14 protein-coding genes are annotated in these 16,571 nt (G+C 42.3%); 8 read left to right on the top strand and 6 right to left on the bottom strand.

Translation table 11 applies throughout. The annotated features are described in order from the left end of the window. Window positions 1-40: 40 nt before the first annotated feature. Complete coding sequence (locus OKW21_RS30150; RefSeq protein ID WP_277487038.1) at window positions 41-625, bottom strand: HupE/UreJ family protein; 585 nt, start codon at window positions 623-625, stop codon at window positions 41-43. A gap of 213 nt (window positions 626-838) precedes the next feature. Between OKW21_RS30150 and OKW21_RS30145 the strand changes: the two genes are divergently transcribed. From OKW21_RS30145 to OKW21_RS30120, 6 genes are all read left to right on the top strand, one after another. Beyond that, window positions 839-2,107, top strand: coding sequence for an aspartyl protease family protein (locus OKW21_RS30145; RefSeq protein ID WP_277487033.1), 1,269 nt, complete (start codon window positions 839-841; stop codon window positions 2,105-2,107). Between the two features lie 199 nt (window positions 2,108-2,306). Next, window positions 2,307-3,413 (top strand): vWA domain-containing protein, encoded by a 1,107-nt coding sequence (locus tag OKW21_RS30140; protein WP_277487031.1) that lies wholly within the window; start codon window positions 2,307-2,309, stop codon window positions 3,411-3,413. A 94-nt stretch (window positions 3,414-3,507) separates the two neighbouring features. Next, the gene (locus OKW21_RS30135) at window positions 3,508-5,025 is read left to right on the top strand and encodes a P-loop NTPase family protein (protein WP_277487030.1); all 1,518 of its coding nucleotides are present in this window, start codon (window positions 3,508-3,510) and stop codon (window positions 5,023-5,025) included. 91 nt (window positions 5,026-5,116) lie between these two features. Continuing rightward, a complete protein-coding gene (locus OKW21_RS30130; protein ID WP_277487027.1) occupies window positions 5,117-5,797 on the top strand; it encodes an AlbA family DNA-binding domain-containing protein in 681 nt (226 codons plus the stop codon). A gap of 245 nt (window positions 5,798-6,042) precedes the next feature. Then, window positions 6,043-7,305, top strand: coding sequence for a PhoH family protein (locus tag OKW21_RS30125; RefSeq protein ID WP_420870147.1), 1,263 nt, complete (start codon window positions 6,043-6,045; stop codon window positions 7,303-7,305). Between the two features lie 346 nt (window positions 7,306-7,651). Beyond that, window positions 7,652-8,176 carry a PRC-barrel domain-containing protein gene (locus tag OKW21_RS30120; RefSeq protein WP_277487024.1) on the top strand — a complete coding sequence of 175 codons (525 nt, stop codon included), beginning with the start codon at window positions 7,652-7,654 and terminating at the stop codon, window positions 8,174-8,176. Window positions 8,177-8,250: 74 nt separating this feature from the next. Here the strand turns inward: OKW21_RS30120 and rplS are convergent, their stop codons facing one another. From rplS to trxA, 4 genes are all read right to left on the bottom strand, one after another. Further along, on the bottom strand, window positions 8,251-8,604 hold the full coding sequence (gene rplS / locus OKW21_RS30115) for a 50S ribosomal protein L19 (RefSeq protein WP_277487022.1): 354 nt from the start codon (window positions 8,602-8,604) through the stop codon (window positions 8,251-8,253). Between the two features lie 129 nt (window positions 8,605-8,733). Further along, window positions 8,734-10,083 (bottom strand): fasciclin domain-containing protein, encoded by a 1,350-nt coding sequence (locus tag OKW21_RS30110; protein WP_277487020.1) that lies wholly within the window; start codon window positions 10,081-10,083, stop codon window positions 8,734-8,736. A gap of 251 nt (window positions 10,084-10,334) precedes the next feature. Then, a complete protein-coding gene (locus OKW21_RS30105) occupies window positions 10,335-11,624 on the bottom strand; it encodes a fasciclin domain-containing protein (protein ID WP_277487018.1) in 1,290 nt (429 codons plus the stop codon). A 372-nt stretch (window positions 11,625-11,996) separates the two neighbouring features. Continuing rightward, complete coding sequence (trxA, locus tag OKW21_RS30100) at window positions 11,997-12,323, bottom strand: thioredoxin (RefSeq protein WP_277487016.1); 327 nt, start codon at window positions 12,321-12,323, stop codon at window positions 11,997-11,999. Between the two features lie 184 nt (window positions 12,324-12,507). Here trxA and OKW21_RS30095 point away from each other — a divergent pair, with 184 nt between their 5' ends. Together OKW21_RS30095 and OKW21_RS30090 are read left to right on the top strand one after the other, a co-directional pair. Beyond that, window positions 12,508-14,703, top strand: coding sequence for a S9 family peptidase (locus OKW21_RS30095; RefSeq protein WP_338130103.1), 2,196 nt, complete (start codon window positions 12,508-12,510; stop codon window positions 14,701-14,703). Window positions 14,704-14,904: 201 nt separating this feature from the next. Next, entirely contained in the window at window positions 14,905-15,648 is a 744-nt protein-coding gene (locus tag OKW21_RS30090; protein WP_277487013.1) for a hypothetical protein, read from the top strand. 65 nt (window positions 15,649-15,713) lie between these two features. Here the strand turns inward: OKW21_RS30090 and OKW21_RS30085 are convergent, their stop codons facing one another. Further along, a complete protein-coding gene (locus OKW21_RS30085) occupies window positions 15,714-16,502 on the bottom strand; it encodes an SDR family oxidoreductase (protein ID WP_277487010.1) in 789 nt (262 codons plus the stop codon). Window positions 16,503-16,571 lie beyond the last annotated feature (69 nt).

Below are 16,571 nucleotides of genomic sequence, written 5' to 3'. Positions count from 1 at the left end.
AGTAAATATATATAAAAATAACAAAACTTTGTTTCGCAAATTACCAGAATTTAGTATCCAGCATTAACATAAGGGCGATTCCCGCAATTGCGGAAGAAATGACCAGTTTCCAGTCACGACGGGCTACCTGTAGCAGGTTTACACAAAGGTAAGAAAGCAGTAAGAACACAGCTACGATAATAATTTGCCCTATCTCCAAACCTATATTGAAAGCCAATAGTTGCATCACTATTGTCTCATCTTTACCTAATAAGCTACGCAGATAATTAGAAAAGCCCATGCCGTGAATCAGTCCGAAGAAAAGAGCGAAGGCATAATTTAACTGTCCGCCGGTTTGTTGAAGCCCACTGCTTTTTTTAAATACGTTGCTCATCGCGGTGACGAATATGGTTACCGGAATTAAAAACTCAATCAACGACGGGTTTATTGTAATAATATTCAGTGTGGACAGCGCCAAAGTAATGGAATGACCTATAGTAAAAGCCGTAACAATCACCAGCACTTTTTTCCAGTCGTTGAGCAGATAAATCGCGCATAAAGCTACTACAAACAAGATATGGTCGTAGCCATTAATATCCAGAATGTGGGTAAGGCCAAGATCAAAATAGAGCGAAAAAGTTGACATATTTATTTCTGTAGATAGAACAAACCGCAAATCTAACAAAAAATCGCTCTTTTTATTCAGATAAAACACATAAACAGGCCCGTCTCCTACATAGTAGAGATTGTATAATTTGAAGTAATCTTTTTTTCCAATTGTTTGTTATATACAGAGTTTACATGTAGTATATATTCTGAGATTCAGCACATTAACCCTGTAACTACCTTGCTCAGCCACATGAGTACTAAATTTCTAATGCGATTCGCACTCCTTCTTTTTTTTACTATTGGAGAAGTAGCTTCTCATGTGACTTATGCGCAGTTTGTGTACCGTGGTTTTCGTATTACCAACAAAAGAACCAAGCGGGTAGAAATTCCCTTTGAGATGCACAGTAACCTGATCGTAGTGCCCGTAAGGGTTAACGAGGCTGAGCATGAGCTTAAGTTTATTCTGGATACGGGGGTGCGCACAGCTATCCTTACTGATGACATTTATGTAGAGGGAGTACCCAGCCCTAATGACAGAGTAATCCACCTGATGGGAGCTGGTAAGGAAGGTGAGATCAGTGCATTTGTGAGTAACAATATTTCCTTCGCCTTACCGGAAGGGGTAGAGGCCGAAGGTAATGCCATGCTGGTGTTACAGGAAGACTACTTACAGTTAGATAATCATCTCGGAGTGCGTATCCACGGTATACTGGGCTACGAAATATTTAGCCGCTTTGTGGTAGAAGTAGATTATATGAACCAACAGCTTACGCTCCATCGCCCCGAACATTTTAAGCCTCGCAGTTCTTACCGGGAGTTTTCTATGAGTATAGAAGATACCAAGCCTTATCTCTCTGATGTAAAACTGAAGGTTAATGATACTACTTATGTGCCGATCAAGCTGATGGTTGACACCGGGGCCAGCCATTCGCTGCTCCTGAACACAAGTTCTCATCCCAAAATTACAGTCCCTGAAAAAAACTTATCAGGCTATCTGGGTCGGGGGTTAAGTGGTGAAATATACGGCTCCCTGGGCCGAATTGGAGGATTGAAGCTTGCTGACTATGAACTGGAGGGCATTATTACTTCTTTTCCTGAAGACAGCAGCATGATACTTCCTGCCCAATCCGAGACCATGCATAATGGTAACATGGGAGGGTCAGTGCTCAAACGTTTTCGGGTAGTGTTTGACTACGCTAATCAGAAAATGTACATCAAAAAAAACCGGCTTTTCCGAAAAGATTTTGAGTACAACATGAGTGGTATGGAATTGATTGCTACCGGGCCACTGCTCAGCCTGCTTTACATCTCAAAAATTACTGATGACACCCCCGCTGAACGTGCCGGCCTCCTAGAAGGCGATATGATCATTTCTATCAATGGGAGGCGACCTCCGGAGCTTGACCTGGGTATGTTTAGCGCTTTAGTAAATAAAAGACCAGGCAAGCGCATCCGCGTTAAAGTACTCAGGAATGGTAAAGAACTGAAGAAAACGTTCAGATTGGAAAGGGTTTTATAAAGCTGAACCATAATTTTTTTTGCCGGAGCTTTGGGAATTATCGTTCAGCCTACATTTCAGCTCCTTGCTATGTACGTATCAAATCCATATTTTGTGCTTGTACATCAAATTTAAATGGCACCTCAGCGAATGCCTTTGCTTTCTTTTCCGTTATAGAGAAGAAACAGAACAAATCCGTCATTTTTAAGGTTTTGCACATATGCTAGGATACCGATTTACCGACTACCAGCCCGACCCCAATCAGCAGGAACAAAGTACTTTTGATCAGCTACTGAAGATATTTATGGAACTCATGGTGATCACCTCAGGTGATGTTAATGAGACATTGCAGTGGATGACCAGCCTGGATAACCAGTACAACATTACCAATGCTGAGTATGGTATGGGCGATTTTATTCAGGAGCTTAAAGATAAAGGCTATATCACCGATGAAAACCCCGACGGCACTTTTGAGCTAACTGCCAAGACCGAACGTTCCATCCGTAAGAGTGCACTGGAAGAAATATTCGGCAAGCTCAAAAAATCCGGGCAGGGCAATCATAAGACACCACATAGCGGCGCCGGAGATGAGGCCAGTACCGACCGGCGGGATTATCAGTTTGGCGACTCCCTGGAGCAGATTGCCATGACCGACTCCATCCGTAACGCGCAGATCAATCATGGGTTGGGCAACTTTATGCTTACTGAAAACGACCTGGAGGTCAATGATACTGAGTTCAAGACTCAGACTTCTACCGTACTCATGATTGATATTTCCCATTCCATGATTCTCTACGGAGAAGACCGGATTACGCCTGCCAAAAAGGTAGCCATGGCGCTGGCGGAACTGATCACGACCAAATACAAAAAAGATACGCTGGATATTATTGTTTTTGGGAATGATGCCTGGCAGATTCAGATCAAAGATTTACCCTACCTGAAAGTAGGCCCTTACCATACCAATACGGTGGCCGGGCTGGAACTGGCCATGGACATCTTACGCCGGCGTAAAACGAAGAACAAACAAATCTTCATGATTACTGATGGTAAGCCTACTTGTCTGAAACAGGGCATCAAATACTATAAAAATAGTTTTGGCCTGGATAGCAAAATTCTTAACAAAACTTTAAATCTAGGAGCACAGTGCCGTCGCATTGGTGTGCCTGTCACCACTTTTATGATTGCCTCTGACCCTTATCTGAAACAGTTTGTGCAGAAATTTACCGAGGTCAATAATGGCAATGCCTACTACAGCAGCCTCAAAGGTTTGGGAAATCTTATTTTTGAAGATTACCGCCGAAACCGCCGTAAAAACTTTAAACAGTAGTCTCAGGTATTATTTTAAGAATAGGTTCTTCTCTTCAGCAAGAACCCATGTTTTTTTGCGACCTGAAACTTTTAACCTCTAACTTTTAACTTTGATGAAATACCAGGACATTCCGTCTGAACAACTTCTAAAAATCCATACCCTGGGAGAACTTAAAGCCAGTGGATACCAGGCCCGGTCTATCAAACAGGAACTCAGAGATAATCTGATTCATCGCTTACGCAAAAAAGAGAAGGTATTTGAAGGTATATGGGGATACGAAGAGTCTGTCATTCCTGATATGGAGCGCGCTATACTTTCCATGCACAATATTATACTGTTAGGACTTAGGGGACAGGCCAAGACCAAGATCGCTCGTATGATGATAGAATTACTGGATGAATATATGCCGGTAATCAAAGGCGCTGAGTTAAATGATGATCCTCTGCTACCTCTTTCACATTTTGGTAAAAGTGCAGTAGAAGAGCATGGGGACCATACGCCGGTGGCCTGGGTACACCGCTCCGAGCGTTATGCCGAGAAGTTGGCTACGCCCGATGTGTCGGTGGCTGACCTGATCGGAGATACCGACCCTATCAAGGCGGCTTCACTGAAACTGCCCTATTCGGATGAGCGGGTAATTCACTACGGCCTCATTCCCCGATCACACCGTTCTATTTTCGTGATCAATGAGCTTCCAGATTTGCAGGCACGCATCCAGGTAGCCTTATTCAACATTTTGCAGGAAGGCGATATTCAGATCCGCGGATTTAAGGTGAGGCTTGCGCTAGATATCCAGTTTGTCTTTACTGCCAACCCTGAGGATTATACCAACCGCGGTAGTATCGTTACTCCGCTGAAAGACCGTATTGATAGCCAGATCATGACGCATTACCCGCGTACGCTGGAGATCAGCAAGAAGATTACCGCACAGGAGGCCAAGATCAAAGAGCCACAGAAGGCTAAAATCAAGCTTACAGGGCTAGCTCATGACCTTATTGAGCAAGTCGCTTTTGAGGCCAGGGAGAGCGAGTATGTAGATGAAAAAAGTGGGGTATCTGCCCGGCTTACCATTTCTGCTTACGAAAACCTGATGAGCGCCGCGGAGAGGCGCACTTTGTTAAATGATGAGGAAGAAACTTTTATCCGTGTCTCTGACTTTATTGGTGTCATCCCTTCCATTACCGGAAAAGTAGAGCTGGTATACGAAGGAGAGCAGGAAGGTCCCGGCATTGTAGCGCATAACCTCGTAGGTAAAGCCATACGTACCCAGTTTCTGAAATACTTCCCTAATCCGGACGACAAGCGTAAGCAGAAAGAAAAAAATCCTTACAAAAAGATCGTAGAATGGTTTGGAGAAGGCAAAGAAGTAGATATTTTAAATGACCTCAGCAATAAGGAATATAAAAAACGCCTGAAGAGTGTGCCCGGCCTTGAAGAGCTTGTCAAAAATCATCATGCTAAAACAGATGAGAACACCCGACTCTTCCTCATGGAATTTGCTTTACATGGCCTAGCGGAGTACAGCCAGCTGAGTAAAAAGCAATTGACTGCCGGCACTCAATTCAAAGATTTGCTGAGCAGCATGTTCTCCATGCCTGATTATGGTGATGGGAACGATTTTGATGAATAAAATATAGCCGTTACGCTATTATTATGTAAAAAGAGCCGTTCATAGAAAGTATGCGGCTCTGTTTATTGTAGGTTTAACAAGATTATGGGTCATGTCTATGCAGGAAATTCAGAGACTGGTTAGCCGTGGTGAAGGAGAAAACATTGAGTTTAAACGAAAAGTAGCCCATCCTGAGAAAATCATCAGAGAAATTGTGGCCTTTGCCAATACCAAAGGTGGAAATTTACTCATAGGGGTAGATGATAATGGTAATATACCGGGGATCAAGTTTGCTGATGAAGAGATTTTTGTGCTGGAAAAAGCTATCCGCCAGTGGTGTCGCCCCAAACTTGATTACGAAGTTGACGTGGTCCCCATCAATGGAAAAAAGTCGGTAGTACACTATAGGATCAAAGAGAGCGAGAAAAAGCCACATTATGTCCTCAATGCAAACTTACAACACCCTAAACCCAGGAGTCAGCGTATCCGCAGCCCCAAAGGCAAAGCCTACGTACGCTTTGAAGACAAAAGCCTGCAGGCTAGTCCTGAAGTATGGAAAATCCTCAAAAGGGGGCGCAAACCCCGCGATATGAAGTTTACCTTCGGAGAGAAGGAGAAGCTACTGATGGAATACCTGGATAGCCATTCCCACATCACACTTACTGAATTCACCCGGTTAGCGCATCTGCCTCGTTTCCGGGCTTCACAAACCTTGGTTTTACTCGTGTTAGCCAATGTGCTCAAAATTATTCCAAGAGAAAAAGAAGACATTTTTATGCTAAAATTTTCGTAAGATATTCCTTACATTTATTGTCCTCTCTCGGAAAACATCAACATCCGCGGAAGTGTACAAGCAATTGAAGATTAGTATTCGTCACAAAATGATTTATGGGGACTACGAGAAAGAAGCCCGGCAAGCAGGCAGGCAGTGCCACTACTACTAAAAAGTCTAAAGCCAATAGCAATGGGGTTAAGTCCAACCAAAAGAAAATATTTGTACTGGATACCTCAGTCATATTATATGCTCATGATGCTATCATGCACTTTGATGAGCATGATGTAGGCATACCCATCACTGTCCTGGAAGAACTGGACCAGTTCAAGAAGGGCAGCGATACACGTAACTTTGAGGCGAGGGAGTTTATCCGTATGCTGGATGATCTATCCAAGGACCATACCCTCCGCGAGTGGATTCCGCTAAATGGAAAGGCTAAAGGCTCTTTTAGAGTAATAATGAGTCCTGAAAGTGAAGTAGACGCAGAGAAAATTTTTGATGAAAAAAAGCCCGATCATAAAATTCTCAATGCCGCACTCTCACTTAAAGAAGAGTATCCTGAGCATAAGATCGTTTTAGTCACCAAAGACATTAACCTTCGCTTAAAAGCTAAATCTCTTAACCTGACTGCCGAGGATTACGAGACTGGCAAAGTAAAGCATGTTGCTGACCTTTATAGTGGTAAGACCGTGTTTGAACGTGTTAACGGCGATAAGATCACTGATTTGTATAAGGAGGGCTTTGCTGAGGTAGAAGACTTCATGAACCCCAAACAGGTAAGCGCTAATGGCTATTATATCCTTAAGAGTAGTAAAAACTCTGCCTTATGTTATTACAACCCGATACTGCAACGTATTGAGAAGGTAGAAAAAAAGCAGGCTTATGGCATCAGGCCCAAGAATGCTGAGCAGGCATTTGCGCTGCATGCTATCCTCAATCCAGAGGTCAGGCTTGTCTCTATCCAAGGCGTGGCCGGTACCGGAAAAACACTACTTGCCCTGGCCGGTGCGCTGGAGCAGCGTCGGGAGTACAAACAAATTTACCTGGCACGCCCCATCGTGCCGCTTAGTAATAAAGACATAGGCTACCTGCCCGGTGATATTAAATCCAAGCTCAACCCCTATATGCAACCGCTTTGGGATAACCTGAAATTTATTCAGAATCAGTTTCATGAGAATGATAAGGACCATACCCGCATTACCGAAATGCTCAATACGGAAAAACTGGTCATTACTCCGCTGGCATACATTCGAGGGCGGAGCTTATCAAATATCTTTTTTATTGTAGACGAAGCACAAAATCTCACTCCTCACGAGGTAAAAACAATTATTACCAGGGCAGGGGAAAACACCAAAATTTTGTTCACAGGCGACATTTATCAAATAGACACACCTTATCTGGATTCCCAGAGTAATGGACTTTCTTATCTGATAGACAAGATCAAGAGTCATCCGCTATATGCGCATATTACGCTGGAAAAAGGAGAGCGCTCCGAGTTAGCTAACCTTGCCAATGAACTCTTGTAATCTATTACCTTACTGATGTAAGTGTAGCTTCATAAGGGAAACCTGCTCAGTAGAGAAGCTTGACGGTCTAAGGCAGCGTCGCTGGCAGTGTTATTATGCAAGGGATAAGCTTCAGGAACAAAGAGGTCATCAAAAAGGGGCAGGCAGGAACTCATTGAAAATTTTAGCACAAAAATGGCAATATGGCTTTAGAAGGGCTACAAAGATGGAACCGAAAGCGGTTTCTTAAAAGTGTATGATAAAACTGTAAATCAGCTTGGTACTATAGGCTCCGGCGCCTAAACTTTATAAACCCTACTTGGTTCTACCTGTGTAGAATTAGTTAAAAATTTACACACATAGAAACATGTTAAATCAATATTTATCCACTCGCGACAATATTCTATCCAACACTGTTCATGATGAGACAGGAGAAGAGATTGGGAAGATATACGACATATTAATCAACCCGGAAGATAATCAAGCTAAGATTGCCATCCTGTCAGAAGGAGGCATTTTAGGCTTGGGCAGTGACTATATCGCCCTTCCGTTTCATCTACTCAGGTTCAACCCTCAAGCCTCCGATGTGGCGCTCAAGGTAGCTGCTCACCGTATCAAAAACGCTCCTTCCATAGACATCCATAAGCTCAAGGGAAGTGATGATCAGGAACTTGAAAAGCTCTATAATTATTATGGAGAAAAGGCTATGGAAAACCAATCACATGAATCGGCAGATGGCCGGCAATATGTACAGGAAAGACAGAGTAACCACCCTCATAAAGGCTATGAAGGCTCAGCAAAAATCACTGGCGAACAGCCTAAGAACAATCCTGAGAGCAAGCCCGCTGACGATATGGACTACGACAAACTTAAGTGGGGGAAAAAAAAGTAAATAATAGAAAAGCGCCATTATCTCTCACAGACAATGGCGCTTCAAAAGTCTTATATCTTATACTAACTTAACTTCTATCTTCTTTCTTTGATACGGGCAGCTTTACCCTGGCGACCTCTCAGATAGAATAATCTCGCTCTTCTCACTTTACCTTTTCTGATTACCTCAACTTTGTCAATGCTGGGAGACATCAAAGGGAATATTCTTTCTACTCCAATACCGTTAGATACTTTTCTTACAGTAAAGGTTTCTCCGTTTGAGTTCTCATTACGGCGCTGAATAACAACACCTTGGAATTGCTGGATACGCTCTTTATTACCCTCAGTAATTTTTACGTGTACGTTGATCGTATCACCTGCCTGAAATTCAGGGTATTTTTTACGTACATCCTGATATTCCTCCTCTATAAATTTTAACAGATCGCTCATGATATATTTGTATTTTAAATACGCTATCCAAAAAGAACTGCAAATATAGAAAAAAGATTTTGCAATGCAGTATATAAACTAAAAAAAAGCTCCCGTAAAAGAGAGCTTTTATAGCTAGGGCTGCAAGGCTTATTGAGTCACTTTTACTTCAAGCTCAATTTCATCTTCTATTCCATCGAATTCGCCGTCATCGTTGCCGTCTACAATTTCTTCCACAAAGAATATTCCGTAGCGGTTATCTACTGTCTTGAAAGCATAAAGCTCTCCGGCAGATAAATCAGTAATTTCGGTAGTGGGATCTTCAGTAGCAATTTCGTATTCCTGTACCAGACGGGCTGCATCAGCGGCACTGATCGCATTAAAGTCATCCAGTGTCAGGTTATTGGTTGGACGAAACATCGTCGCATTCAATGCACTCCAGTTAGCACCACCCGCTCCAAGATTGTATATGTTTGAAGGATAGTCAGAAGGAGCAGCGATAGAGGCATTGTTATTTTCACCATAATAATAACCAAAATCAATATCGGCAGAAGTAATTCCATCAGTACCATTAACTACATCATCAACTGAGTATACTCCTCCATCATCTGCGCTAAAGAAAGTAGTGGAAGATCGCTCACCTGGCCCTTGTCCTACAGGAGCGGCTAATAAAACTGCCTCGTACTCAGCTACCGTTTGTGGTAACAGCACCTGGTTGATGATGTGCACAACGCCATTACCCGTCTCTATATCAGACGTAGTTACCGTAGCGCCGTTAATCATAATATTATCATTGTCATCAATAGTAAGCACTACGCTAAGGCCATCAGGATGCAATGTTTCAATAATTTGTCCACTTTCAAGGTCACCAGAACCAGAGGTCCCCTCTACTACGTGATACAATAAAATATCTGCCAGATCTTCTCTTGCCAAAAGTTCGTCCTGAGTAACACCCAAAGCGGTCATCAATCCCTGAAATGCCTGATTGGTAGGAGCAAATACTGTATACTCCGCACTTTGATCATCTAATGTTTCTACAAGATCAGCAGCATCCAGCGCCGCTACTAATGTAGTAAGATTTCCGTCAGACATAGCTGCATCCACCACAGTCTGGTAGCCTACATCTATCACCAACTGACGGTTAACACCTCCTGAAGAGAATGTGAGTGTGGCTTCATCGTCCAGTGTAGCAGTTGGGCTTACCGATATGGTTATACTGCTTCCTGAAGTAATCACATTGTTACTAGGTACGCTTACTGCCGCACCATTGGTTACTACAGTAATATCATCGGTACTGCTAGCTCCCAGAGAGGCAGTAATTTCAATATCTGCACCGGGAGGGGCGATATACGTATCGTCTTCAATGGTTTCACCATCTATAGAAAGAGAGATAGATGCGGAGGGGCCTTCATTCTCATCCTCACAACTGGCTAAAAAAAGTACGGATAGCACTAATGAGCTAAACAAAAAATAACGCAAAGCTTTATTCATCTTCTTCATTGATTTAGTTTGAAAAATTTCCAATCGTGTACTTACCGGAACCCAAAACACATAAAAATATCTGGTGATGTTTTCTGACTGAAGAGAAACAGACGCTCTCATATCTCGCAGCATACTTTCCCGGCCTTACACCCTATTTTTGACAACACACTTAAATTGTATTTGTTCATACAGATAAGTTTTTACGATGCTATAAAACAAAAAAAGCCCTCCTAATGGGAGAGCTTTTCTCACAATATGTCTATTCTCTACTACTGAGTGACCTTAACAGCAATCTGAATTCCATCTTCAGCTCCGTCAAAATTGCCATCACCATTTCCGTCTACAATTTCAACGACTTTTATGAGCCCGAAACGACCATCTTCAGTCTGGAACGCAACTACATTATCAGCCGCTAAGCCAGTAGCACGCCCTGTATTATTCAGAGCAGTACCTGCTTCAAACTCAGCTTCAATCTCATCTCCTTGGGAAGATGCCAGGGCATCAAAGCCTTCAGGGCTTAAGTTTGTGCTTCTGAATACAGTGGTATTTCTAACACTCCAGGCTACAAGACCTGCGTAAATATTTGTAGGGTACGCATCAGGCGAAGCCAAAGTAGCATTTGCGGTAAGCCCGTAGTAATAACCAAAATCTATAGTTTCAGATACAGTCTCATTTGTACTGATAACTTCATCATAAGAGTATATCTCACCATCCATGGTACTAAAGAATGTTTCTGACTGCTCATCACTATCAGGGGCAGCCAGCAAGAATGCCTCGTAGTAAGTTACATCAGGCAGTAATACCTCTTCAATTTCGTGGATAACACCATTACCTGCTTCAAGGTCAGCAGTCAGTACTTCAGCACCATTTACAAAAATACCGTCATCAGTTACATCAACATATAAGCTGTCTCCGCTTAGTGTCTCATAGTAACCTGATTCCAGGTCCGTTGATAAAACTAGGCCCGATACGACATGGTATTGAAGAATATTAGCCAGAACATCAGTCTCAGGAAGGTCTGCCTCTGAAGAAATTCCTGCTGCCGCAAAAGCATCATCGTTAGGCGCAAATACGGTGAAAGGACCATCACCCTGAAGATCATCCACCAAACCTGCTTCTGTCAGCGCAAGTACCAGGGTTTCAAAATCATCACTTCTGGTAGCTATATCTACGATGGATTCAAAGCCAACAGTGATTTCAAGTTGAGCATTCGCCTGCTGATTACCATCGGTAAGCGAGAATGTTAATGTGATAATATCACCGGAAGCAGCATCTTCAGGAACTACAAACTCTACAGACTCACCAGAGGCAACTAAATTATCACCTATGAAATCTCCGCCGCTATCACTAAGGGCTGTAGCTTCAGCTCCGGCTGAAGCATTTGTAAGGGTCACTTCAACCTCTACTGTATCGCCTGGAGCCGCCTGAATACTTCCTGAAGGATCAAGAGATACGGCAAGATCCCCCATGGGAGTTTCCGTGTCCTCTTCACAACTCGCTAAAAATAGTACGGACAGTACTAATGAGCTAAATAAAAAATAACGCAACAATTTACTCATACGTCTTAAAATATTGGTTTAAAAAAACTTGATTAATAATTACATGTCTTATGCAAAACTTGTGCGGCATCTGCCTTACCAAGGTTTTTTTTAGCATATTGTTCATGTAATAGTCAAAAAAAAGGTACATATTATTTTTGAAGGAAATCCAACGCATAAACGATCTACTGAAGCGACCTTTCTTATTTTAAACTATTGAAAATAGCCCTACTACGTCTGTTAGACTTCATATCCTATTCAAACAAAAGAAAGGTGAAAGGGGAGTAAACTTTCTTGAAAGAGCAAAAAGGTACAGTTCAAAAAATCCTCTCATATACCAAATCTATATGGTCAGCCAAACAAATAGTCTTTTGTAGTCTTGCTTTCTAATGTCTAGTGATTAACCACACGCTGTACCGAAGAGAGTAGCTCTCGCTTAGTCATCAAGCCGGATTTGCGCCAGAGTACCTTCCCCGTCTTAAAAATCATCAGTGTGGGAACGCTACGAACCTGAAATTGTTGAGCTGCGGCTGGATTTTTATCAATATCCACTTTGATAACCTTTACCTGATCGCCTAGTTCCTTGGCTACCTGCTGTACTATGGGGCTCAGAGTCTGGCAGGGACCGCACCAGCTAGCATAGAAATCTACCAGTACTGCTGTAGAATCGGAGTTGATCAGTTCCTTAAAACTTTTTTTCTTGTTTTTAATCGTACTCATACTTATTTAAAAGATACTTATAATATAGCCCAATACATAAAAACTAAAAAAGATGACTAATTTGTTCTCATATAATCTCTAAGTGGGAAAAATTGTTCTTAACAAAATGTCTTTTATTTTTTATCCATTATTTCCTATGCACTGTACGCTACATACAAAGAAGCCGCAAAGCAAACAAATAATATTGATTGTAATAGCCGTTTTTCTTTTCTTTTTCTACTCCGACTTATGTGCTCAGGACAAGCAGCCCATCACGCTTGAAAATATTTTTGAAGATCAAACCTTTTATCAGTATGATGTACAGGGCATCAGATGGATGAAAGACGGAGAGCACTATACTTCTGTAGTACCTGATGATACTGCCTATTATGAACACATTCTTCGGTATGATGTCAGCACGGCTGAAGTAGTAGACACGCTGGTAAATGGAGCAAAACTGCTGCCCGAAGATGAGCCTTATGCTTTGGCTTTTGACGATTATCAGCTAGGTCCAGATGAACAGCAGGTCCTTTTTGCTACCGAAACAGAACCTGTCTATCGTCGCTCCACAAAAGCTTACTACTATTTATACAACATCAAACAGGATAGCTTTCAGGCGCTGGACGATGGCGGAAAGCAATCTTATGCTACCTTTTCGCCGGATGGCAGTAAGGTGGCTTTTGTGCGAGATAATAATCTCTACTATGTTACCATCGATGATATGCAACTGCATCAGGTAACTGAAGATGGAAAGTTCAATGAATTGATTCATGCTAGTGCTGACTGGGTTTATGAAGAAGAATTTGGCTTCGCCAAAGCATTCTACTGGTCGCCGGATAGTGAAAAGATTGCCTTTCTCTCTTTCAATGAAGCCGCTGTCAAAGAGTACAATATGCAGCTCTGGAACGAATTGTACCCTGAAGACTATCGATTCAAATACCCCAAAGCAGGCGAGCAAAACGCTGAAGTAAGCTTATCAGTATATCACCTCTCTGAAAATAAGATTGTCAGTGTAGATGTAGGAGCAGAAACTGATATGTACATCCCTCGTTTTCAGTGGACGCAAGACCCAAATGTGCTCTCCTTCATTAGAATGAACCGTCTGCAGAATCGGATGGAAATTCTGCATGCGGATGCTGGCGACGGAGCCAACGAAGTAATTTTAAGAGAGACTTCCGATACCTATGTTGATGTAGAATTCAACGACAATCTTACCTATCTGGAAGATAGAGAACACTTTATATTGAGTAGTGAAAAAGAGGGTTATAAGCATATTTACCTCTACAACATAGAGGGAGGGCAGGAGAGAAAGATTACTGAAGGAAAATGGGAAGTGAGTGAATTGTTAGGTGTAGATGAGGAGAAAGAGCTTATTTACTTTACTTCTACGGAGGAATCTCCGCTGGAAAGACATTTGTACTCTATTGATTTTGAGGGGAAGGAAAAAAGAAAGCTCAGCCAGGAAGCAGGCACTTACAATGCTGACTTTAGTCCCGACTGTGACTTTTATATACAGAACTATTCTTCTTCGCAAACGCCACTCAAAATAAGCCTGCATGAGGCTCCTTCGGGTGATGTGGTACGGGTACTGGAAAATAACCCGGAGCTTCTGGATAGCCTTGATAAATATCAGTTGGGGACCAAAGAATTTTTTAGTTTTCGCAATACTGAAGATACACTGCTGTACGGCTATATGATCAAACCGGCAGATTTCAATCCTTCCAAAGAATATCCGGTGCTTATGTACGTTTACGGTGGCCCCGGCTCACAGACAGTACAGGACGAGTGGTTAGGCTATCGCGATTACTGGCATCATTACCTGACACAGGAAGGATACATTGTAGTTAGCATAGATAATCGTGGAACTGGTAGCAGAGGAAAGGCTTTTAAGCATACAACGTATGGGCAATTAGGTAAATACGAAGTACAAGACCAGATTAACGGCGCCCGTTACCTGAGCAGATTACCTTTTGTAAATCCAGACCGTATTGGCATCTGGGGCTGGAGTTATGGGGGGTATATGTCCTCACTTGCATTGTTTATGGGTAATGATGTATTCAAGTCTGCTATCGCTGTGGCTCCGGTCACTAACTGGCGCTTTTACGATACCATTTATACAGAACGCTATCTGCAAACGCCTCAACTTAATCCTGAGGGGTATGATGCCTACTCACCATTAACACATGTAGCTAAGCTTGAAGGAAATTACCTGCTGGTTCATGGCACAGGAGATGACAATGTGCACGTACAGAATTCGCTGATGCTACAGGATGCTCTTATCTCAGCTGGTAAGCAATTTGAATCTTTCTTTTATCCTAATAGAAATCATGGAATTTACGGGGGCAATACCCGCCTGCACCTTTACAGGATGATGACAGTCTTTATAAAGGATAATTTATAGTCTCCTTGCTATTAATTCACGCAGTTTTTTCGTAAATTTTATTGTATTGATGAGGTAATGACTGATGTAATATATTCGTTAAACTAGAGTAAGGGTATTTTTCACTATTTAATGCTTTTTACCGTACTTGTGTACACATTTTTTATGTCAAGTCGCTCATAGTCAATATCAAAACACAAGGTAATATAACTGTACATCATCATGGAAGGTTTACTCAATATCGTTAGGCAGGGTTTATATTTCCTATCCTTTGCCTTAATCGCAGTGGGGGTAGGTTTGCTCATCTTTTATTTTATCAGACTGGCTGGAACCTCTGATTCAAAAGTAAAGTACGATTTTATCAATAAGCATGAGAAAAAAACACTCTGGCGCAGTTTTCTGATACTGCTTATAGCAGCAGGAGCTTTTGTAACTTCAATACTAGCTACAGAATGGCTGTATGTTTTTGTGGGCGTATTTGTCTCTTTTATGTTTGGGATGATTCTCGGCGTGGTGATTTATAACTACCTGGAGTATTACTACCCTACATTTATTGAAAAGCGTTTGCAAAAGCTAAGGTATAAGCCCAGAATTTCCAGCACTGGCAACCAGATGAAGTTACTCAGCGAAGCAGAAGAGGATGTATATCTGGATGAAGGGATGCAGGCCGAAGAAAACATCTTCTCCGTGGATTATGATGTCTGGATAGACGAAAAAACAGATGAAACGAAGATTGAAAAATACAAGGGTCACCTGCATGCCGAAAAGTCTCCTACTTGTGGATACTATACACTTAGGGTCGTCAAAGAAGAAATTATAGAATCTCCTACTGAGGAGAAAGAAGGTACGCTGATGAAATATTACGAATGTAGTTATACCGGCTATAAGACCAAGAAAATTTTCAATATCGCCAGGTTAAAAAAAACCCCTAAAGAAGCCGGCAAAGCTTTCGCTTCTACAACTTAAGATTTGGCGGGTATTTGGTTTAAGAAGAAGCCTTCCTGTAAAAATGGAAGGCTTTTTTAATATCATTACAGACAACTGATCTTTCCTCCATCCACTGGCAGGCTCACGCCGGTAATGTAAGCTGCAGCCGGAGAAGCCAGGAATGCCACTGCTGCCGCAGTTTCAGAAGGTTCGGCAAACCTCCTCAGCGGAATCTGTGATTTCATATTTTCTTCTATTTCCTGCTCCGTTTTTCCCTGCTCCTTAGCCCGGTTACTGATCAATGCCCATATACGATCCGTTTTTGTAGAGCCCGGAAGCACATTGTTGATTGTGATACCCATAGGGCCGAGTTCTCGGGACAAAGTTTTTGCCCAGCTGGCTACTGCACCACGGGTAGTATTAGAAACACCCAAACCAGGGATTGGCTCTTTTACTGAGGTTGAAATGATATTAATGATACGCCCGTACTGTGCCGCCTGCATTTTGGGTAATACTGCCTGTACCAATATGTGATTGCAAACCACATGCATCTGCGCCGCTTTGATAAATGCAGAAGGATCAGCCTCGTACAATTTCCCAGCGGGAGGCCCTCCGGTATTGTTCAGCAGGATATGCACTTCGTCCACCTTATCCAGATAAGACCGGATTGCTGATTTCACGTATTCAGGTTGAGAAAAATCCGCTACCACATGATGGTGCACCTGCCCCTGGTCTGTAGGTAAGCTTGCCTGCACTTTTTCTAATTTTTCTTCGCTACGGGCTATCAGAGTGATAGAAGCGCCCAGGCCGGCTAATTCTTCAGCCACTGCCTTGCCTATACCTTGCGTACTTCCGCAGACAATAGCTCTTTTGCTGCTCAAATCAATATTCATAGTTGGTAGTTTAGTAAATTATAGGAAACTCCGCTAAAATTATAAAATTTGCGCCATTAGGAAAGTGTT

This window comes from Catalinimonas alkaloidigena (genome assembly GCF_029504655.1).
GTDB lineage: Bacteria > Bacteroidota > Bacteroidia > Cytophagales > Cyclobacteriaceae > Catalinimonas > Catalinimonas alkaloidigena.
The sequence above is the reverse complement of the archived record's forward strand: the minus strand, read 5'-3'. Positions and strand labels throughout refer to the sequence as shown.